Source organism: Methylobacterium sp. WL8, from assembly GCF_008040045.1.
In the GTDB taxonomy this organism is placed as follows: domain Bacteria; phylum Pseudomonadota; class Alphaproteobacteria; order Rhizobiales; family Beijerinckiaceae; genus Methylobacterium; species Methylobacterium cerastii.
In genome coordinates, this window is sequence record NZ_VRVF01000004.1 from 128,124 (window position 1) to 146,940 (window position 18,817).

Here is an 18,817-nt window from a genome sequence, read left to right on the forward strand (position 1 = left end):
GGCCAGAGATGCCGACCGTCCAGACCGTGCAGACCGTCCTGCCCTCGCTCACCCCGCTGCTGCCCGAGCTGATCCTCGGCGTCGGCGTGATGGTGCTGATCCTCTACGGCGCGTTCCGCGGCGAGCGCTCCGTCGAGACCATCAACGTCGGCGCCCTCGCGCTGCTGCTCGTCGCCCTGTTCGTGGTGATGTCGCAGGCGCCCGGCACCAAGGTGACGACGCTGTCCGGCAGCTTCATCCAGGACGGCTTCTCGAAGGTGATGAAGGCCCTGGTGCTGCTGGGTTCCGCCGCGACGATCCTGCTGTCGCGCGACTACTTCCAGCGCGAGAAGATCGACCGGTTCGAGTTCCCGATCCTGATCGTGCTGTGCACGATCGGCATGCTGGTCATGGTCTCGGCCAACGACCTGATCGCGCTCTATCTCGGCCTCGAGCTGCAGTCGCTCGCCGCCTACGTCATCGCCGCGTTCCACCGCGACGACCTGAAGTCCACCGAAGCCGGCCTGAAGTACTTCGTTCTCGGCGCGCTCTCCTCGGGCATGCTGCTCTACGGCGCCTCGCTGGTCTACGGCTTCACCGGCACCGTGTCCTTCCCCGGTATCGTCTCGGCGCTCCACGAGGATGCCGGCTTCGGCATCGTGCTCGGCATCGTGTTCGTCGCGGCCGGCGTCTCGTTCAAGCTGGCGGCGGTGCCGTTCCACATGTGGACGCCGGACGTCTACGAAGGTTCTCCGACGCCGGTGACGGCGTTCTTCGCCTCCGCCCCGAAGATGGCGGCGATGGCGATGACGGTCCGCGTCTTCATCGGCGCGTTCCCCGACGTCACCGCGATCTGGCAGCAGATCATCGTGTTCATCGCCATCGCCTCGATGACGCTGGGCTCCTTCGCCGCGATCGGCCAGCGCAGCCTCAAGCGCCTGATGGCCTACTCGTCGATCGGCAACGTCGGCTACGCCCTGATCGGGTTGGCGGCGGGCACCGAGGAGGGCATCCGCGGCGTGGTGGTCTACATGATCATCTACCTCGCGATGACGCTCGGCGCCTTCGCCATCATCCTGAGCCTGCGCCGCCGGAACGAGATGTTCGAGACGATCGAGGACCTGTCCGGCCTCTCGCGCACCCACCCGTGGATCGCGTTCTGCCTGGCGATGATGATGTTCTCGCTGGCCGGCATCCCGCCCCTCGCCGGGTTCTTCGGCAAGTTCTACGTCTTCGCCGCCGCGATCCAGGCCAACCTCGTGGCGCTCGCCGTCGTCGGCGTGGTCACCAGCGTGGTCGGGGCGTACTATTACATCCGCGTGGTCAAGATCATGTACTTCGACGAGGCCAAGGCACCCTACGAGGCGATGGCCCCGGGCCTGCGCATCGTGCTCGCCCTGTCGAGCGTCGTCGTGATCCTGTTCTGGCTGCTGCCGGCACCGCTCGTCGGGGCGGCGGGCGCGGCGGCCAAGTCGCTGTTCTAGCGCCTTGGACTTCCGTCTCGGCGACGGCGCGCGCGCCGTCGGGCATCGCCTTCACGTCCACGACCGCCTCGGCTCGACCAACACCGAAGCGCTCGACCAGGCGCGCGCCGGGGCGACCGGCCCGCTCTGGGTCGCGGCGCACGCCCAGGAGGCCGGCCGCGGCCGGCGCGGCAACGCCTGGGCCTCGGTGCCGGGGAACCTCACCGCCAGTGTGCTGTGGCCGGTGGCGGGCGTCGAGCCGGAGCGGGTTGCCGGCCTCGGCTTTGTCGCCGGGGTCGCGCTGGTCGAGACCCTGGAGGCGGTCTGCGGCCCGGGCTCGGCCGGGACATTCGGGCTGAAATGGCCGAACGACGTGCTGGCGGGCGGCGCCAAGCTCGCCGGCATCCTGCTCGAGGCGGAGACGCTGCCGGGCGGCAGGCGGGCGGTGGCGATCGGGTTCGGCGTCAATGTCGCAGGCGTTCCCGAGGCGTTTTCGAGTTCCGCCGCCTCGCTCGCGGGGCTCGGATACCCAGGTGATGCCGGCATGGTGCTGGCGGATCTGACGAATAAGCTTGCCGCGGCGGCCCGTATCTGGGATCGCGGACGGGGATTCCCTGAGATTCGCGAGCGATGGCTCGCACGGGCCTCCGGCCTCGGGTCGCGCATCGCGGTCCGCAGCGGCACGGAGACCCTGGTCGGCGATTTCGAAGACATCGACGAGGGGGGGCGGCTCGTGATCCTCGCCCCGGACGGAACGCGGCGAACCGTGACGGCGGGCGAGGTGCATTTTGGGACGGCCGCGACGGCGGCATGAGATGGATTTGGAACTGATGACAACGGGACACGACGAGCTCGTCTTCCTGCCGCTCGGCGGCGTGGGCGAGATCGGGATGAACGCCGCCCTCTACGGCTTCGGGCCGGAGAAGGGCCGCAAGTGGATCATGGTCGATTGCGGGATGGGCTTCGCGAGCGAGGAGGCGATGCCCGGCGTCGACCTCATGTTCCCGGACCTCACCTACATCGAGGAGCGGAAGAAGGACCTCCTGGGGATCTTCATCACCCACGCGCACGAGGACCATATCGGCGCGATCTCCGAGCTGTGGCCGCGCCTGAAGGTGCCGGTCTACGCCACCCGCTTCGCCAAGAGCCTGCTCGAGACCCGGCGCCTGTCGGAGCCGGGCGCGCCGAAGGTGGACCTGCGCGAGATCAAGCCGGGCCGCCGGGTGACGCTCGGACCGTTCGAGATCGACTACGTGCCGGTCTCGCACTCGATCCCCGAGTCGAACGCGGTGGCGATCCGGACGTCCGCCGGCCTCGTGCTGCACACAGGCGACTGGAAGATCGACCCGACGCCGATCCTCGGCGACGTGACCTCGGCCGAGGCGTTCCGCGCCATGGGCGACGAGGGCATCCTGGCGCTCGTCTGCGATTCGACCAACGTCGTCCGCGAGGGCTTCTCGCCGAGCGAGGCCGAGGTCGCCGCGACGCTCGCCAAGCTCATCGCCGTCGCGCCGCAGCGCGTGGCGGTGACGACCTTCGCCTCCAACGTCGCCCGCATCCGCGCCGTGGCCCTGGCGGCCAAGGCCTGCGGCCGCGAGGTGGTCGCGGTCGGCCGCGCCATGGACCGGGTGATCGACGTCGCCCGCGAATGCGGCTTCCTCGACGGCCTGCAGGACTTCCGCCGCGCCGATTCCTGGCGCGACCTGCCGCGCGACAAGGTCGTGGCGCTGCTCACCGGCTCGCAGGGCGAGCCGCGTGCGGCTTTGGCCCGCGTCTCCCGCAAGGATCACCCGGACATCGCGCTCGCCGCGGGCGATCAGGTGATCTTCTCATCGCGCGCCATCCCCGGCAACGAGCGCGAGGTCGGCGCGATCATCAACGACCTGATCGAGCAGGGCGTCGAGGTCATCACCGACCGGACCGAGCTGGTCCACGTCTCAGGCCACCCGCGCCGGGACGAGATGGCCGAGATGTACGCCTGGACCCGGCCGCAGACGGCGATTCCCGTCCACGGCGAGGCCCTGCACCTCGACGAGCACGCGCGCTTCGCCCGCGCCCACGGCGTCGACAACGTGGTCAAGGCCCGCAACGGCACCTTGATCCGCCTGAGCCCCGGCCGGCCTGAGATCATCGACCACGTGAAGTCGGGCCGCCTGTTCAAGGACGGCAACGTCCTGATCGACGGCAAGGACCGCGCGATCCCCGAGCGGCGCAAGCTCGCGCAGGCCGGCCTCGTCTCGGTGGCGATCGCCATCGACGAGAGCGGCGAGGTGCTGGGCGAGCCGGCGGTGGACATCATCGGCCTGCCCAACCGCGGCCGCGGCGGCGCGCCGCTGATCGACACCGTCGTCGATTCGGTCTCGCGCACGCTGTCCGGCCTGTCGAAGGGCAAGCGCCGCGACTCGGAGGCCGTCGAGAAGGCCGTCGACCGCGCCGTGCGCTCGGCCGTCAACGAGGTCTGGGGCAAGAAGCCCGCTTGCCACGTGCAGGTGGTCGAGGTCTGATCGCGATCGTCCCTCCCCCTGAAGCGGGGGGAGGGTGGCCTTCGCGTGAGCGAAGGTCGGGAGAGGGGAACGCCATTCCAGGCACCGTCGCTCCCCTCTCCCGACTTAGCTCGCGGGCCGCCCTCTCCCGCAGAGGGGAGAGGGAAGGGCACGGTGAAGATCGGGAGAAACCAATGATCGGCCGGCTCAACCACGTCGCCATCGCGGTGCGCGACCTCGATGCCGCGTGCAAGGTCTACCGCGAGACGCTGGGCGCGACGCTGACGGCGCCGCTGCCGCAGCCGGAGCACGGCGTCACCGTCGTGTTCGTCGAATTGCCCAACAGCAAGATCGAGCTGATGGCGCCGCTGGGCGCGGATTCGCCGATCGCGAGCTTCGTCGAGCGCAACCCGGGCGGCGGCGTCCACCACGTCTGCTACGAGGTCGACGACATCATTGCGGCCCGCGACCGGCTGAAGGCCGGGGGCGCCCGCGTGCTCGGCACCGGGGAGCCCCGCATCGGCGCGCACGGCAAGCCGGTGCTGTTCCTCCACCCGAAGGACTTCCTCGGGACGCTGACCGAGCTGGAGCAGGTCTGATCCGGGTGAACGCATTCCTCAAGGCCGTGGCGCGCTCGACCCCGCGGACGCTCGGCGTGGTGCTCGTCCTCGTCGCCGCCTTCGTCGCGGTGGCGGTGCTGCAGTTCCGCCTGACGGTGTTCGGGGCGAGCGCCCTCTACTTCGTCGTGTGGTGGACGCTGCTCTTCGCGATCCTGCCGATCCGCAACCAGGCCGAGACCGACCCGGCCCGGGTGGTGCCGGGGCAGGACCCCGGCGCGCCCGCCGCGCCGCGTCTGCGCGAGAAGGCGATCTGGACGACGCTCGCCGCCGGCGCGGCCTTCCTGGTCGCGCTCGCGGCGTTTCCGCTGACGGGGCTCTAGCGCAACGTCCGCCTGTGCGGGCTGGTACTCGGATGGCCGGCGGCGTACCGTCCATGTTTCGACCGCTGTCGGCCTGATTGGGAGGGTCGTCGGTGGTCTCGCAAAACAAAAAAGCAAGGCCTGAGGCCTTGCTTTTCTAGCAGTCAATCTGGTTCGACCTTTGATTGTCCTACGCATTGACTGCGTGGCGGTCGATTTTCCTCCCGAGACCCGGACCTTTGCGTGCCCTCTAAGGGGCTTCGCAACCATCGTGGGCCGCTTATAGGAACAACATTTCGTCCTGTCACCGGGTCGAAGAGAGAAATCTGCGTTTTTTCGCCGACAGGCCGCATGAATCGGCCTCCCGGCCCGCCGCCGGACGCTCGCGCGGGCGAAACCGGGCTCCGGCCGGCCCGAAAAATCCAAGCCGCTTGTGTTTTCCGGTTGCAATGTGTTGTGTGCCCCCGGCAACGGGATCGGCGTCCGTGCGCGCCGCCCGCCCCGAGCCGCCCGCCGGAACCGTCAAAAGAAGCCCCATGCGTCTGTCCCGCTACTTCCTGCCGACCTTGCGCGAGACGCCCAAGGAAGCCGAGATCGTCTCGCATCGGTTGATGCTACGCGCCGGCCTCGTGCGCCAGGAATCGGCCGGCATCTATGCGTGGCTGCCGCTCGGCCTGCGGGTGCTGAACAAGGTCTGCGACGTGATCCGCACCGAGCAGGACCGGGCGGGCGCGGTCGAGCTGCTGCTGCCGACGATCCAGTCGGCCGAGCCGTGGCGGGAATCCGGCCGCTACGACGCCTACGGCAAGGAGATGCTGCGCATCAAGGATCGGCACGAGCGCGAGATGCTCTACGGCCCCACCGCCGAGGAGGTCGTGACCGGGATCTTCCGCGCGAGCGTGCGCTCCTACAAGGACCTGCCGAAGAACCTCTATCAGATCTCCTGGAAGTTCCGCGACGAGGTGCGGCCGCGCTTCGGCACCATGCGCTCGCGCGAGTTCCTGATGAAGGACGCCTACTCCTTCGACTTCGACCAGGCCGGCGCGCGCCACGCCTACAACCGGATGTTCGTCGCCTACCTGCGCACCTTCGCAGGGCTCGGTCTGAAGGCGATCCCGATGCGGGCCGACACCGGGCCGATCGGCGGCGACCTCAGCCACGAGTTCATCATCCTGGCCCAGACCGGCGAGAGTGAGGTGTTCTGCGACCGCGCCTACCTCGATTTCGAGATCCCGCCCGCCACCGTGGACTTCGAGGACGTCGCCGCCCTGCAGGGCCTCGTCGACGCCTGGACCTCGCACTACGCCGCCACCGACGAGATGCACGAGGCCGACGCCTTCGCCGAGGTGCCGGAGGAGAACCGCATGTCGGCCCGCGGCATCGAGGTCGGGCACATCTTCTACTTCGGCACGAAGTATTCCGAGCCGATGGGCGCCAAGGTCGCCGGCCCGGACGGGATCGAGCGCCCGGTCCACATGGGCTCCTACGGCATCGGCCCGAGCCGTCTCGTCGCCGCGATCATCGAGGCCTCGCACGACGAGGCCGGCATCGTCTGGCCCGATGCTGTCGCGCCGTTCGACGTGGCTTTGATCAACCTCAAGGTCGGCGACGCCGGCACCGACGCCGCCTGCGCCGAGATCCAGGCGACGCTGGAGGCCGCCGGCCTCAGCGTGCTCTACGACGACCGCGACGAGCGGCCGGGCGCCAAGTTCGCCACCGCCGACCTGATCGGCCTGCCCTGGCAGGTGGTGGTCGGCCCGAAAAGCCTGGCCGAGGGCAAGGTCGAGCTGAAGCGCCGCGCCGGCGGCGAGCGCGAGACCCTGGCGGCGGTGGACCTGATCGCGCGCATCCGGCGTGCCTGAGGCTCCCATGGCGGTCGCAGCCGAAACCGGGGCGAGCCCGCGCAAACCGGACGCCAAGCCGGGTGCCAAGCCGGCGTCGCGCGGCGGCGCGACCGCGCCGTTCGCCGCCTTCGAGTGGATCATCGCCGGCCGCTACCTCCGCGCGCGGCGCCGGGGCGGCGGCGTCTCGGTGGTGGCGTTCTTCTCGGTGCTGGGCATCGCGCTCGGCGTCGCGACGCTGATCATCGTGCTCTCCGTGATGAACGGCTTCCGCACCGAGCTGCTGTCGAAGATCGTCGGCATCAACGGCCACATCTTCGTCACCCCGATCGACCGCACCTTCACCGACTTCGCCGACCTGTCCGAGCGGCTCTCGAAGGTGGCGGGGGTGCGCGCCGCGATCCCGCTGGTCGAGGGCCAGGCCTTCGCCTCCTCGCCCTACGGCGGCAGCGGCGTGCTGGTCCGAGGCGTGCGCGGCGACGACCTCGGGGCGATCGGCGGCATCTCGAAATCCCTGCGCGGCGGCACGCTGGAGGGCTTCGACGACGGCTCGGGCGTGCTGATCGGCCGCCGGCTCGCCGACAGCCTGGCGATCCAGGCCGGCGACACCATCACCCTCTCGACGCCGAAGGGGGCGACCACGGCCTTCGGCACCGCGCCGCGGACCAAGAGCTACAATGTGAAGGCGATCTTCGAGATCGGCATGACCGAGTTCGATTCGACCTTCGTGTTCATGCCGCTCTCCGAATCGCAGGCTTTCTTCAATCGCGAGGGCGACGTCAGCCTGATCGAGATCTACATCGACAACCCCGACGCGGTCGCCGCCATGCGCGAGCCGCTGGAGATGGCGGCCGAGCGGCCGGTGCTGCTCACCGACTGGCGCCAGCGCAACCGCACTTTCTTCGGGGCGCTCGAGGTCGAGCGCAACGTGATGTTCCTGATCCTGAGCCTCATCGTCGTGGTGGCGACGCTCAACATCGTCTCCGGCCTGATCCTGCTGGTGCGTGACAAGTCGAGCGACATCGCGATCCTGCGCACCATGGGCGCGACGCCGGGCACGGTAATGCGCGTGTTCCTGATCAACGGCGCGCTGATCGGCCTCGTCGGCACGCTGTCGGGCCTCGGGCTCGGCATCCTGATCACCTTGAACATCAAGCCGATCCAGCGGGTGCTGTTTCCCGGAGCCTGGGACCCGACGGTGCGGTTCCTCGCTGAGATCCCCGCCGAGATGAACCCCACCGAGATCACGGTCGTGGTCCTGACCTCGTTCCTGCTCGCGCTCGCCGCGACGGTCTATCCCTCCTGGCGCGCGGCCCGGCTCGATCCGGTGCAGGCGCTGCGCTACGGCTGAGCGGCATTCCCATGAGCGGAACCCCCGAGCCCGCCGGCATCCCGCCGGTGCCGGCCCTGTTCTTTTCCCGCGTCGAGCGGCGCTACGCGCAGGGCGACCGCGGCCTCGACATCCTGCGCGGAGCCGACCTCGCGATCTGGCCGGGCGAGCTGGTGGCGCTCGTCGCGCCGTCGGGCGCCGGCAAGTCGACGCTGCTGCACCTGGCCGGCCTGCTGGAACGGCCCGACGGCGGCGAGGTCTATGTCGGCGGCCAGCCGACCGCGGCGATGAAGGATGCCGAGCGCACGCGCTTCCGCCGCGAGGAGATGGGCTTCGTCTACCAGTTCCATCACCTGCTGCCGGAGTTCTCGGCGCTGGAGAACGTGGTGATGCCCCAGCTCATCCGCGGCCTCGGTCGCAGCGAGGCGAAGGCGCGGGCCACCGAGCTCCTGAGCTTCCTCGGCCTCAAGGACCGTCTCGTCCACCGCCCGGCGGAGCTCTCGGGCGGCGAGCAGCAGCGCGTCGCCATCGCCCGCGCCGTCGCCAACGGGCCGCGCCTGCTGCTCGCCGACGAACCCACCGGCAACCTCGATCCCTCGACCGCGGGCCACGTCTTCTCGATCCTGCTCTCGCTGGTGCGTGCCTCCGGCCTCGCGGCGCTGATCGCGACCCACAACATGGATCTCGCCGCCCGTATGGACCGCCGGGTCACGATCCGCGACGGGCTGATCGAGCAGTTGGACTGAAGCCGAGGACGCCGGTGTCGCCGCCTCGTGGCGGCGCGGTCACGCGTCATTCCATTTCGGCACGGATGCACGTTCGCGTTGCAACCGAAACGCGGAGTCGCGGATTACTCGCTTGAAGACGCGGAAACGCGTCGTCCGCGACCGGTGCCGACGCGCCGGGAACGCTGCCCAGGCGAGATCCAGATCCATGTCGACGATGTCCGTTGCTCCCGCCCTCACGCTCGTGGCTTTGCTCGGCCTTGCCGCCCCCCTTGCCACTCCGACCGCTGCCTCGGCCGCCTCGGCGACCACCGCCGCGGTGACCAAGGTCGCCGACGTGACCCCGCCGGTTCGCGCGGTCTCGGCGAACGAGGGCGAGGAGGATGGCGGCACCTGCAGCCGCATGCGCCGCCGCCTCTGGGTCGAGGGCGAGGGCTGGATCGTCCGCCGCATCACCACCTGCCGCTGAACCGGATCGACGCCGGACAGGTTCGATTTGGGTTCGTTGCGCGAATCTGTGCGCAACACCGCCCGGCGCAGGGTTTAAGCAGTCTTCGCACGTAGCTCGCCGCCCCGAACCGGAACGAGATCGCCGAAACCGGGGTTTGCCCGGAAAGTCAGCGTTCCGTCCGGAGTTCCGATCCATGGCCCGTCACCGCCCGTCGCTCGCCGCTTCGTTCCTCCTTTCCGCCGCCCTGTCCCTCGGTGCCGGGGCGGCGAGCGCGGAGACCGTCCGCGTCACGTCCTACGGCTACGGCGCGGCCTATGCCGGCCAGGGCGGCTACGGTTTTGCCGACGAGGCGGTGCGCGGCGCCTATGTCGGCGCGCCCTTCAGCAGCGTGCCCTCTCCCAACCGCATCGTCCCGGCGCCGTGGAGCTACGGCACCTACGGTGTGCCGACGATCTCCGGATTGCGCGAGGCGCCGGTGGCCGCGCCGAGCGTGACCGTAGTCAACCCGGGCGAGCGCGCCGTCGCCCGCCCCGGACGCGGCCCCCGCATTCTCTCGCGCGGCCGCGACGGCGCCTGGACCTCCGGCGGGCGGGTCCAGGCCGGCAACGGCGTCTCCGTCGTCACGGTCTCCGTCCCGCACCGCTGAGCTTCAGGCGTCTTCCGCCCGCGTGAGCGCCGCGTACCACGCGGCGTAGGGCGAGTCGCGTGGGTTGCGCCCGCCCTGATCCTCGGCCCCGTCGCCCCACCACACCGGCCCGCGCTCGCCGAGCGCCTCCTTGGCGGCCTGGACCGCGTCGCGGGCGCTCCGCATCAGCTCGGCCGCGCCGGCCTCGCCCTTGCGCTTCGCGCGCTTGGCCGCCCCGACGGCGCGGCGTGCATCCATCAATTCATCGACATGGCGCTGCCGGGTCTCCTCGGGTAGGCGCGGATCGCTGCAGCGCCACAGCCGTCCGCCGACGACGAAGTAGCGGCCGTCCGGCGTGCGCGGGTAGGGTGGGGCCCCGGTCCCGATCGACTTCTTCGCTGTGGTCACATGCCTCTCCCGTCGGCGCGCCAGGGTCGTCGCGCGGCGTCGGCGGTTGCGCCGCCTCGTACGATCCTGCGATCCACGTTCTGCGCGTGTCTCGCTGAGACTGCATCTTAAGGTTTTTCAGGCCATCTCGTGCGACGCCAGTTTCCACCGGTATCGCGCGCCATGCACATCGTCATCGTCGATTCGAGCCGCGTCGTCCTCAAGGTCATCACCGGGCTGCTGGAACCGCGCGGGCACGTCGTCAACACGTTCACCGATTCCGCCGCCGCCTGCGCTTTCCTCGAGGAGACGCCGAGCGTCCGGGTGCTGATCACCAGCCTCGAAGTCCGCCCGATGACCGGGTTGGAGCTGTGCTGGTCGGCCAGGCTGCTCGCCGAGGCGCGCCGCCCGCTCTACGTCATCACCATGTCGTCGGCGCGCAACGCCCGGAACCTCGCCGAGGCCCTCGACAGCGGCGCCGACGACTTCATCGAAAAGCCGCCGGGCGCCGAGGAGCTGCATGCGCGCCTGCGCGCCGCCGAGCGGCTGACCACGATGCAGGACGAGTTGATCCGCCTCGCCGAGACCGACTCGCTCACCGGCCTGCTCAACCGCCGCGCCTTCTTCGCCCGCGTCGGAGCCGTCGCGGAGCGCGCCGGCAACCACGGCACCCTGTCGGCCGTGTTCGCCGACATCGACCACTTCAAGCGCATCAACGACGAGCACGGCCACGACGTCGGCGACGCCGCGATCCGCGCCGTCTCCGATCTCCTCGGCGCACAGGGGATCGCCGGGCGCCTCGGCGGCGAGGAGTTCGCGGTGGTGCTGCCCGGGCTCTCGCTCGCGGCGGCGGAGGCCGTCGCGGGGCGGCTGCGCCTCCAGATCCGGGACCTGCGCATCCGCGGGACGCGTGGCCCCGTGCGCCTGACCTGCAGCTTCGGCGTCAGCACCTGGTGCGAGGGCGACAGCGTCACCGCGCTCACCAAGCGCGCCGACATCGCCCTCTATGAGGCCAAGACCACCGGGCGCGACCGCGTCGTCTCGGCGGAGACCGACATCGTGCTCGCGCGCGCCGGCTGACGCCGCCCGCGGGTTCGACGCCTGATGTCCTTGCGGAGCGAGGCGGGCGGGCGTACCTCGCCAGTCTTCGCAGGGCGGCGGGCGCGGAGACGATCGCGCCGGATTTTGCAGCGATTCGCGTGCGTTAAGGTTGATCGCGCTGTGCCTGCGCGAGACACGCGTTAAGTATAAGCCTCGCGCCATATCTGATTTCGACACAAGTCCGAGGCCGAAAACCCCAGGATTCGTCTGGAACGAGTCTTGAAACACCTTCTCCGACCCCGGCGGAATTGTGCCATGCCGGGAAAAGATGGGGTGTGCGGGATGAGTATGGCCGTTGACGTCCTGGTTTTCGACGAGCCCCAGGAGATGAATCCCGCCTTCCGCGCGACGCTGGAGCACATGCCGGCGCTCCACACGATCGGCGAGGCCGACCTCGACCGGGTCGACCCGGCCAACGTCGTCGCGCTGATCTTCCTCGACGAGACGCGGCTGGCGGACGGCCTCGGCCACCTCGCCGACCTCAAGGCACGCCTGCCGGCCCTGAAGACGCTGGTGGCGTTCCAGGCGTTGAATGCGGCCGACCTCGACGCCCTGCTCCGGGCCGGGGCCGACGCCTTCGTGGCGCGCTCCGCCGCCCCGCGCGACCTCTGCAACGCCGTGCTGGCCCTCGCCGAGGGCGCCCCGCAACTGATCGCCCGCGCCGAGGTCGAGGCCGAGCCGGTCTCCGCCGCCGCCGAGCCGGCCGACGGCCTCGGGCTAACCCCGCGCGAGGCCGAGGTGCTGCGCTTCCTCAGCGCCGGCTTCAGCAACAAGGAGGTCGCGCGCCGCCTGATGCTCTCGGTCCGCACGGTGGAGACCCACCGCCTGAACCTGCGGCGCAAGACCCAGACCGGCCGGTTGAAGGACCTGGTCTCGCTCGCCCGGCAACTCGGCCTCGCGCCGGTGCTCGACGCGGAGACCAGCCGGCGCGGCGTCGAAGCGCCTCGGACGAACACGGGCGAAGGTCCGGCGCGCCACTGAGTGCGCCGCGACCCGGCCGCGCGGCCGGTTCGCTCAGGCGCGCGCCAACTCCGCGCTCGCAGCGGTCGTCCTCGCCTTGGCCGACTTTCGCGCCTTGGCCGCCGTCTTCGTCTTGCTTGCCTTCGTCTTGTTCGCCTGCGTTTTCACCGGCTCGGCCGCCTTGGCCGCCGTCTTCCTCGCCTTGCCGGCCTTCGCCTTCGAAGCCGTCGGCGCGTCCGCGGTGAGCCGGTTCTGCAGCAGGCTCAGCACCGCCGCCTCCTCGGGGCGCAGGCTGCTGAGATCCTCGACCAATTCGCTCTCGACCGCCTCCTTCACCTGAAGCAGCAGGGCGCCTTCCAGGTAGCAGTCGATGATCTGCGGGTGGATGTAGCACTTGCGGCAGATGGTCGGCGTATTGCCGAGCCGCCCGGCGACGCTCTCGATCGCCGCGCGAACGTTCTTCTTGGCGCCGGCCTCGCCGTCGAAGGCCTCGAACTCGCGCAACGCCAGCGCCGCCAGCACCGTGCCGGCCCAGGTGCGAAAATCCTTCGCCGTGATGTCCTGCCCCGAGATCTCGCGCAGGTAGGCGTTGACGTCCGAGGAGGTCACGTCGCGCGGCTGCCCCGCCTCGTCGACGTACTGGAACAGCTCCTGGCCCGGCAGATCCTGGCAGGCCTTGACGATCTTGGCCACGCGCCGGTCCTTCACCGACAGGTCCCAGGTCTTGCCGCTCTTGCCCTTGAAGCGGAACGTCATCTCCGCGCCCTCGACCTTGACGTGCGGGTCGCGCAGCGTCGTCAGCCCATAGCTCTTGTTGGCCCGGGCGTAGTCGTCGTTGCCGACGCGGATCAGCGTCGTCTCCAGCAGGTGCACCACGGTGGCGAGCACCTTCTCGCGCGACAGGCCCTTGCGCCGCATGTCGGCGTCGATGCGCGTGCGGATGCCGGGCAGGGCGTCGGCGAAGGCCATGATGTGGCTGAACTTGGTCGAGTCCCGCGCCGCCCGGAAATCGGGATGGTAGCGGTACTGCTTGCGCCCCTTGGCGTCGCGCCCGGTCGCCTGGATGTGGCCGTTTCGGCGCGGGCAGATCCATACGTCGGTGTAGGCCGGCGGGATCGCGAGCGACTTGATCCGCTGGACCTGCGCCTTGTCGCGGACGGGGGCGCCCTTGGCGTCGACGAAGCGGAAGCCCGTGGCGGTCTTCTTCCGGGTCAGGCCGGGCATGGTGTCGTCCACGTAGGCGAGCCCGGCCTCGGCGGCCGCGTCGCGCGGGTCGACGACGGTGCCGGCGGTCTCGTCCGATGCCATCAGCTCCGCTCCCATCGGCCTTGCTCCTCCCTGCGAAAGCCTGGCCTCAACCGGGGCCGGACCGGCCCTGTTCCGGCGCTTGCGTATCCGCCGCACACGGATGCCCGCCCGTGTTAGAGGTCGGCCCGATGGACGCCGCCGACTCCCCCGCCCCCGCCCCCGCCGCGCCGATGCGGCGCCTCGCCTTCGTCGTCACCGAGGACTGGTTCTTCGCCTCGCACTTCCTGCCGATGGCGCGGGCGGCGGTGGCGATGGGCCTGTCGGTCGCCGTGGTGACGCGGGTGCGCGAGCACCGCGCGGCGATCGAGGCGACCGGCGCCCGGGTGGTCGCGCTGGAGGCGGAGCGCTCCAGCCTCAACCCGATGGCCGCCGGCTACGCGGCCGGGCAACTTGCGGCGATCCTGAAGGCCCTGAACCCCGACATCGTCCACTGCATCGCGCTGCGCGGGATCCTCGTCGGCGGCACGGCGGCGGCGATGGCCAACATCCCGGCCCGCGTCTACGCGCTCACCGGCCTCGGGCTGATCGGCGCGCGCGGCGACGCCGCCGGCCGCCTCGCGCGCACGGCGCTCCGCCACCTGATCCGCGGGCCGCTGGCCTCGAAGCGCACCCGCTTCCTGTTCGAGAACCCGGACGACGCCGCCGCCCTCGGCCTCGACCCGGCCGACACCGCGGTGACGATCGTCGGCGGCGCCGGAGTCGACCCGGACGCGTTCGTGCCGGCGCCGCTGCCGCCCCACCCACCGCTGCGCGTGGCGATCGTCGCGCGGATGCTGTGGTCGAAGGGGATCGACGTCGCCGTCGAGGCGGTGCGGCTCGCCCGCGCGCAAGGCGCGGCGGTCGAACTCGCCCTGCACGGCGCCCCCGACGCCTCGAACCGCCGCGCGATCCCCGAGGCGACGTTGCGCGACTGGTCCCGCGACGGCGTCGCCTGGCTCGGGCCGACGCGCGACGCGGCCGCGGCCTTCGCCGCCGCGCATGTCGGCTGCCTGCCCTCGCGGGGCGGGGAGGGCCTGCCGCGTACCCTGCTCGAGGCCGCCGCCTGCGGCCGGGCGCTCGTCACCACCGACGTGCCGGGCTGCCGCGCCCTGGTGCGCGACGGCGTCGAGGGCCTTGTCGTCCCCCCGGACGACGCGCCGGCCCTGGCCGCGGCCCTGGTACGCCTTGCCCGCGACCCGGCCCTCGTCGCGGGCCTCGGCGCCGCGGCCCGCCGACGGGTCGTCGAGGACGGGTTCTCGGAGGCCGCGGTGTCCGCGGCCGTCTCCGGCCTCTACCGCGAGCTGCTGGGCTCATGATCGCGAGCAAAGACGCCGACGCCTTCATCCGCGCCAACACCCGCCTGCTGCCGGTGGCGCATGCGCCGGAGCTGGTGATCCACGTCGCCGACGAGGCGACGGAGCTGTGGCAGAAGACCGAGGACGAACTGGCCGAGATCGGCCTGCCGCCGCCGTTCTGGGCCTTCGCCTGGGCCGGCGGCCAGGCACTCGCCCGCTACCTCCTCGACAACCCGGAGGTCGTCGCCGGGCGGCGCGTGCTCGACTTCGCCTCCGGTTCCGGCCTGGTGGCGATCGCCGCGGCGAAGTCCGGCGCCGCCTCGGTGCTCGCCAGCGACCTCGACCCCTTCGCCATCGCCGCGATCCCGCTCAACGCCGCCGCCAACGGCGTCGCCGGCCGGATCACCGCGACGGCGGCCGACCTGGTCGGCACCGTGCCCGACGTCGACCTCGTGCTCGCCGCCGACATCTTCTACGAGCGCGACCTCGCCGCCGCGGTGGGCGGCTGGCTCGGGCGCCTGCACGCTGTCGGCACCACGGTGCTGCTCGGCGATCCCGGCCGCAGCTACCTGCCGCGCGCCCGCCTCGAGTCGATCGCCAGCTACGCCGTGCCGGTGACGCGGGCGCTGGAGGATGCCGAGATCAAGCAGAGCCACGTCTGGCGGTTCGTCGGGTGATCCGGTGGGCGCCGCCGCCGGGTCGCGTTGGCGGAAGGCAACCGGCGCCGCCTCGAGTAGTATTTGTTTGAAAGTCCAGCTGTTGTATCCGTGGATCTAGCCACTATCGGGCGGTGGAAGAAAGCATTCACGAGATCCATCGTGGTTTTTCGATCGGCGGCCAAGAAAATTGCGGGTTGATTAATGTCGGTCGGGCAATGTCCGCATCGGCCACCGGTGCGGTCTGCGGGGCATGGACCGGAAGATGAACGATCCTAACGCCTACGTGACACTGTCCGCCGGCGCCGCGATCTTCGAGGAGGGCGAGCCCGGCGCGTTCGCCTACCTGATCGTCGCGGGGCGAGCCGCGCTCTTCCTCCGGCGCGATGGCGTCGAGGTGTCGGTCGCCGAGCGCGCCGCCGGCGAGATCGTCGGCGAGATGGCTCTGCTCGATGCCGGCCCGCGCTCCGCCTCGGCGCGGGCGATCGAGGATTGCATCCTCGTCTCGGTCTCCGAGGAGCAGATCCGGCATCGCCTGCACAATGCCGACCCGATCCTGCGCCTGTGCTTCGGCGTCATCATGGCCTGCTGCCGGGATGCCGTGGCGCTGCCGAGGCCGAACGGTACGGTCGCGCCGAACGGTACGGTCGCGCCGACGCGAGCCGCCGGCGCCCATTTTACGCCGTCGCTGAAGGCGGATTTCGAGGCCTCGATCGACGCGATGATGACGGAGCGCGCGCTGCGCCTGGCGCTGAACCGCAACGAGTTCGAGCTGTACCTGCAGCCGATCGTCCACCTCGGGACGGAGGCGCTCGCCGGCTTCGAGGCCCTGATCCGCTGGCGCCATCCCGAGAAGGGCCTCGTGCACCCGATGGCGTTCATCCCGGTCGCGGAAGCGAGCGAACTGATCGTCGAGATCACCCAATGGGTCGTCTCCGAGGTCGGGCGGATCATGCCCGAGATCATGAGGGCGGCCCTGCAGAATCCGGCCGCCACCGACGGGCCGCTGTTCCTTTCGATCAACGTCATCGGCCACGACCTCGCCCGGGCGAGCTTCCCCGAGATGGTCGGCGAGATGCTGCGCAGCACCGGCATCGCCCCGTCGACGCTGAAGCTCGAGATCACCGAGACCACGGTGATGCGCGATCCCGTGGGCGCCACGGAAGCGCTCAGCCAGTGCCGCGAGGCGGGCATGGGCGTCGCCATCGACGACTTCGGCACCGGCTACTCGTCGCTGAGCTACCTCTCGAAGCTGCCGATCACCACCTTGAAGGTCGATCGCGAGTTCGTGTGCGCGATGCTCACCACCCCGTCCAACCGCAAGATCATCCAGACGATCCTGCGGCTCGCCGACGAAATCGGCATCCCGGTGGTCGCCGAGGGCATCGAGGAACCGGCCGAGGCCGACGCCCTCGCCGAGATGGGCTGCGCCTACGGCCAGGGCTACCGTTTCGGCCGCCCGGTGCCGCTCGCGGAAACCCTCGCCCTGACCAAGGCCTGGCGGCTCGCCCCCTACGATGCGGCGCTGATCGTCGCGGCGTAGCCGCTCGCACCGGTCGTCGGGGCGGGCGGGGATGCGCGATTTCGCGAAGTTCGGTTAAGGATCCTCCGATACAGCGGATGCGAAGGCCGCGCCGCGCACCGGCGCTCGGAGGTTGACGGTTTTGGGCGACGACGATCCCGATCACGACCGGCAGGACGCCGTCTCGGGCGATGCCCCCGCGGCCGGCACGCCCCCGTCGGACGGTCAGCCGCCGGCCTGGGAGATCGTCCTGCCCGAAGAGGGCGCGACCGAGGATCTCGGGCTGTTCCTGGCCGAGTTCCTGATGCCGGGCGACCTCGTCGCGCTCTCGGGCGGCCTGGGCGGTGGCAAGACCACGCTCGCGCGCGCGCTGATCCGCGAATTGGCCGGCGACCCGGACCTCGAGGTTCCAAGCCCGACCTTCACCCTGATCCAGCCCTACGAGGGCCGGCTCGGCGCGATCGTCCACGCCGACCTCTACCGCCTGCGCAGCGCCGACGAGCTGGTCGAGCTCGGCTTCGACGAGATGACGGATTCCGCGATCACCCTGGTCGAGTGGCCCGAGCGGCTGCCGCCGCGCGAGGGGCCGGTGCTCTCGATCGACCTGTCGCTCCGGCCCGAGTTCGGCGAGGGCTCCCGGTTCGCGCGCATCTCCGGCACCGAGGGCATGCGCGCCCGCCTCGATCGCGCGCGCGCGGTCCGCGCGCTGCTCGCCCGCAGCGGCTGGGACGAGGCGACGCGCACCCTGATGCAGGGCGACGCGTCGTCGCGCGCCTACGAGCGCCTGACCCATCCCGACGGCCGCTCGGCGGTGCTGATGATCTCGCCGCCGCGGGCCGACGGCCCCCCGGTGCGCGACGGCAAGCCCTACAGCGCCATCGTCAAGCTCGCCGAGAGCGTCCACGCCTTCGTCGCCATCGACCGGGGGCTGCGGGCGCTGGGCTTCTCGGCGCCGCGCATCTACGGCGAGGACCTCGACACCGGCCTGCTGATCCTCGAAGACCTCGGCATCGAACCGGTGGTCGACGCCGCCGGCCCGCGGCCCGAGCGCTACGCCGAGGCGACGCGCCTGCTGGCCAAGCTCCACGCCGTCGAGTTGCCCGGCGTGCTGCCGGTGGCCGAGGGCATCGACCACGTGCTGCCGACCTACGACGCCGAGGCGCTGCTGTTCGAAACCGAGCTGCTGCCGGACTGGTACGCCCCGGCGCTGCGCGGCGTGACGCTCTCGCCGGAGGCGCGGGCCGAGTTCGGCGCGCTCTGGGCCGAGGTGCTGGAGGGCGCTGTACCCGCCCGCCCGACCTGGACCCTGCGCGACTACCATTCCCCCAACCTGATCTGGCTGCCCGAGCGCGACGGATTGGAGCGCATCGGCGTGATCGACTTCCAGGACGCGGTGCTCGGCCACCCGGCCTACGACGTCGCCTCGCTGCTCCAGGACGCGCGGGTCGACGCCAACGCCGAGTTCGAGCTTCGGCTGCTCGGGCTCTACGCCCGCGAGCGCCGCGCCCGCGACACGGCCTTCGACGTGCAGGGCTTCGCCACCGCCTACGCCATCCTGGCGGCGCAGCGTGCCACCAAGATCCTCGGCATCTTCGCGCGGCTGAACCTCCGCGACGGCAAGCCCGCCTACCTCGCCCACATCCCGCGGATCGAGGGCTACCTCGCCCGCAACCTCGCCCACCCGGCCCTGGCGTCGCTGCGCGATTGGCACCTGCGGCACCTGCCCGGGCTGCTCGCACCCGCCGAGCCGCCCGCCGAGCCCGCCTGAGCCGCCCTCCGACCCCTCCTTCGCG

18 protein-coding genes are annotated in these 18,817 nt (G+C 70.9%); 16 read left to right on the forward strand and 2 right to left on the reverse strand.

Annotated features, from left to right (window positions below; genetic code table 11):
• The first annotated feature begins 8 nt into the window (after nucleotides 1–8).
• From nuoN to FV234_RS03000, 10 genes are all read left to right on the forward strand, one after another.
• Nucleotides 9–1,463 carry an NADH-quinone oxidoreductase subunit NuoN gene (gene nuoN, locus FV234_RS02955; RefSeq protein WP_147751038.1) on the forward strand — a complete coding sequence of 485 codons (1,455 nt, stop codon included), beginning with the start codon at nucleotides 9–11 and terminating at the stop codon, nucleotides 1,461–1,463.
• Between the two features lie 4 nt (nucleotides 1,464–1,467).
• Nucleotides 1,468–2,256 carry a biotin--[acetyl-CoA-carboxylase] ligase gene (locus FV234_RS02960; protein ID WP_147828028.1) on the forward strand — a complete coding sequence of 263 codons (789 nt, stop codon included), beginning with the start codon at nucleotides 1,468–1,470 and terminating at the stop codon, nucleotides 2,254–2,256.
• A 16-nt stretch (nucleotides 2,257–2,272) separates the two neighbouring features.
• Complete coding sequence (locus FV234_RS02965; RefSeq protein WP_147751036.1) at nucleotides 2,273–3,946, forward strand: ribonuclease J; 1,674 nt, start codon at nucleotides 2,273–2,275, stop codon at nucleotides 3,944–3,946.
• A 173-nt stretch (nucleotides 3,947–4,119) separates the two neighbouring features.
• Complete coding sequence (mce, locus tag FV234_RS02970) at nucleotides 4,120–4,524, forward strand: methylmalonyl-CoA epimerase (protein WP_147828029.1); 405 nt, start codon at nucleotides 4,120–4,122, stop codon at nucleotides 4,522–4,524.
• Complete coding sequence (locus FV234_RS02975) at nucleotides 4,521–4,865, forward strand: DUF1467 family protein (protein ID WP_147751052.1); 345 nt, start codon at nucleotides 4,521–4,523, stop codon at nucleotides 4,863–4,865. Before mce ends, FV234_RS02975 begins: the two co-directional genes overlap by 4 nt.
• Nucleotides 4,866–5,380: 515 nt before the next feature.
• Entirely contained in the window at nucleotides 5,381–6,706 is a 1,326-nt protein-coding gene (gene proS, locus FV234_RS02980; RefSeq protein WP_147751035.1) for a proline--tRNA ligase, read from the forward strand.
• Between the two features lie 7 nt (nucleotides 6,707–6,713).
• Nucleotides 6,714–8,036, forward strand: coding sequence for a lipoprotein-releasing ABC transporter permease subunit (locus FV234_RS02985; RefSeq protein WP_147751034.1), 1,323 nt, complete (start codon nucleotides 6,714–6,716; stop codon nucleotides 8,034–8,036).
• Between the two features lie 11 nt (nucleotides 8,037–8,047).
• On the forward strand, nucleotides 8,048–8,761 hold the full coding sequence (locus tag FV234_RS02990) for an ABC transporter ATP-binding protein (RefSeq protein WP_147762753.1): 714 nt from the start codon (nucleotides 8,048–8,050) through the stop codon (nucleotides 8,759–8,761).
• Between the two features lie 187 nt (nucleotides 8,762–8,948).
• Nucleotides 8,949–9,209: a hypothetical protein gene (locus tag FV234_RS02995; protein WP_238271081.1), complete on the forward strand. Its 261-nt coding sequence runs from the start codon at nucleotides 8,949–8,951 to the stop codon at nucleotides 9,207–9,209.
• 175 nt (nucleotides 9,210–9,384) lie between these two features.
• Entirely contained in the window at nucleotides 9,385–9,837 is a 453-nt protein-coding gene (locus FV234_RS03000) for a hypothetical protein (RefSeq protein WP_147828030.1), read from the forward strand.
• A 3-nt stretch (nucleotides 9,838–9,840) separates the two neighbouring features.
• Here the strand turns inward: FV234_RS03000 and FV234_RS03005 are convergent, their stop codons facing one another.
• On the reverse strand, nucleotides 9,841–10,224 hold the full coding sequence (locus FV234_RS03005) for a hypothetical protein (protein ID WP_238271079.1): 384 nt from the start codon (nucleotides 10,222–10,224) through the stop codon (nucleotides 9,841–9,843).
• A 162-nt stretch (nucleotides 10,225–10,386) separates the two neighbouring features.
• Here FV234_RS03005 and FV234_RS03010 point away from each other — a divergent pair, with 162 nt between their 5' ends.
• Together FV234_RS03010 and FV234_RS03015 are read left to right on the forward strand one after the other, a co-directional pair.
• On the forward strand, nucleotides 10,387–11,283 hold the full coding sequence (locus tag FV234_RS03010) for a diguanylate cyclase (RefSeq protein WP_147828031.1): 897 nt from the start codon (nucleotides 10,387–10,389) through the stop codon (nucleotides 11,281–11,283).
• Between the two features lie 303 nt (nucleotides 11,284–11,586).
• Nucleotides 11,587–12,285 (forward strand): response regulator transcription factor, encoded by a 699-nt coding sequence (locus FV234_RS03015; protein ID WP_147828032.1) that lies wholly within the window; start codon nucleotides 11,587–11,589, stop codon nucleotides 12,283–12,285.
• A gap of 33 nt (nucleotides 12,286–12,318) precedes the next feature.
• Here the strand turns inward: FV234_RS03015 and FV234_RS03020 are convergent, their stop codons facing one another.
• The gene (locus FV234_RS03020; protein WP_147828033.1) at nucleotides 12,319–13,572 is read right to left on the reverse strand and encodes a DNA topoisomerase IB; all 1,254 of its coding nucleotides are present in this window, start codon (nucleotides 13,570–13,572) and stop codon (nucleotides 12,319–12,321) included.
• A 128-nt stretch (nucleotides 13,573–13,700) separates the two neighbouring features.
• Between FV234_RS03020 and FV234_RS03025 the strand changes: the two genes are divergently transcribed.
• The 4 genes from FV234_RS03025 to tsaE all read left to right on the forward strand — a co-directional run bounded on the left by FV234_RS03025 (nucleotide 13,701) and on the right by tsaE (nucleotide 18,792).
• Entirely contained in the window at nucleotides 13,701–14,867 is a 1,167-nt protein-coding gene (locus tag FV234_RS03025) for a glycosyltransferase (protein ID WP_187273557.1), read from the forward strand.
• Nucleotides 14,864–15,523: a methyltransferase gene (locus FV234_RS03030; RefSeq protein ID WP_147828034.1), complete on the forward strand. Its 660-nt coding sequence runs from the start codon at nucleotides 14,864–14,866 to the stop codon at nucleotides 15,521–15,523. Before FV234_RS03025 ends, FV234_RS03030 begins: the two co-directional genes overlap by 4 nt.
• A gap of 244 nt (nucleotides 15,524–15,767) precedes the next feature.
• Nucleotides 15,768–17,045, forward strand: a complete 1,278-nt coding sequence (locus FV234_RS03035; protein ID WP_147828035.1) for an EAL domain-containing protein — start codon at nucleotides 15,768–15,770, stop codon at nucleotides 17,043–17,045.
• Nucleotides 17,046–17,268: 223 nt separating this feature from the next.
• Complete coding sequence (gene tsaE, locus FV234_RS03040; protein ID WP_238271144.1) at nucleotides 17,269–18,792, forward strand: tRNA (adenosine(37)-N6)-threonylcarbamoyltransferase complex ATPase subunit type 1 TsaE; 1,524 nt, start codon at nucleotides 17,269–17,271, stop codon at nucleotides 18,790–18,792.
• Nucleotides 18,793–18,817 lie beyond the last annotated feature (25 nt).

Excerpts from the sequence above, each read along its gene's own strand:
- nuoN (WP_147751038.1), top strand. The coding sequence starts at position 9 with ATGCCGACCGTCCAGACCGTGCAGACCGTCCTGCCCTCGCTCACCCCG.
- FV234_RS02965 (WP_147751036.1), top strand. The coding sequence starts at position 2,273 with ATGACAACGGGACACGACGAGCTCGTCTTCCTGCCGCTCGGCGGCGTG.
- mce (WP_147828029.1), top strand. The coding sequence starts at position 4,120 with ATGATCGGCCGGCTCAACCACGTCGCCATCGCGGTGCGCGACCTCGAT.
- proS (WP_147751035.1), top strand. The coding sequence starts at position 5,381 with ATGCGTCTGTCCCGCTACTTCCTGCCGACCTTGCGCGAGACGCCCAAG.
- FV234_RS02985 (WP_147751034.1), top strand. The coding sequence starts at position 6,714 with ATGGCGGTCGCAGCCGAAACCGGGGCGAGCCCGCGCAAACCGGACGCC.
- FV234_RS02990 (WP_147762753.1), top strand. The coding sequence starts at position 8,048 with ATGAGCGGAACCCCCGAGCCCGCCGGCATCCCGCCGGTGCCGGCCCTG.
- FV234_RS02995 (WP_238271081.1), top strand. The coding sequence starts at position 8,949 with ATGTCGACGATGTCCGTTGCTCCCGCCCTCACGCTCGTGGCTTTGCTC.
- FV234_RS03000 (WP_147828030.1), top strand. The coding sequence starts at position 9,385 with ATGGCCCGTCACCGCCCGTCGCTCGCCGCTTCGTTCCTCCTTTCCGCC.
- FV234_RS03010 (WP_147828031.1), top strand. The coding sequence starts at position 10,387 with ATGCACATCGTCATCGTCGATTCGAGCCGCGTCGTCCTCAAGGTCATC.
- FV234_RS03015 (WP_147828032.1), top strand. The coding sequence starts at position 11,587 with ATGAGTATGGCCGTTGACGTCCTGGTTTTCGACGAGCCCCAGGAGATG.
- FV234_RS03020 (WP_147828033.1), bottom strand. The coding sequence starts at position 13,572 with ATGGCATCGGACGAGACCGCCGGCACCGTCGTCGACCCGCGCGACGCG.
- FV234_RS03025 (WP_187273557.1), top strand. The coding sequence starts at position 13,701 with ATGGACGCCGCCGACTCCCCCGCCCCCGCCCCCGCCGCGCCGATGCGG.
- FV234_RS03030 (WP_147828034.1), top strand. The coding sequence starts at position 14,864 with ATGATCGCGAGCAAAGACGCCGACGCCTTCATCCGCGCCAACACCCGC.
- FV234_RS03035 (WP_147828035.1), top strand. The coding sequence starts at position 15,768 with ATGAACGATCCTAACGCCTACGTGACACTGTCCGCCGGCGCCGCGATC.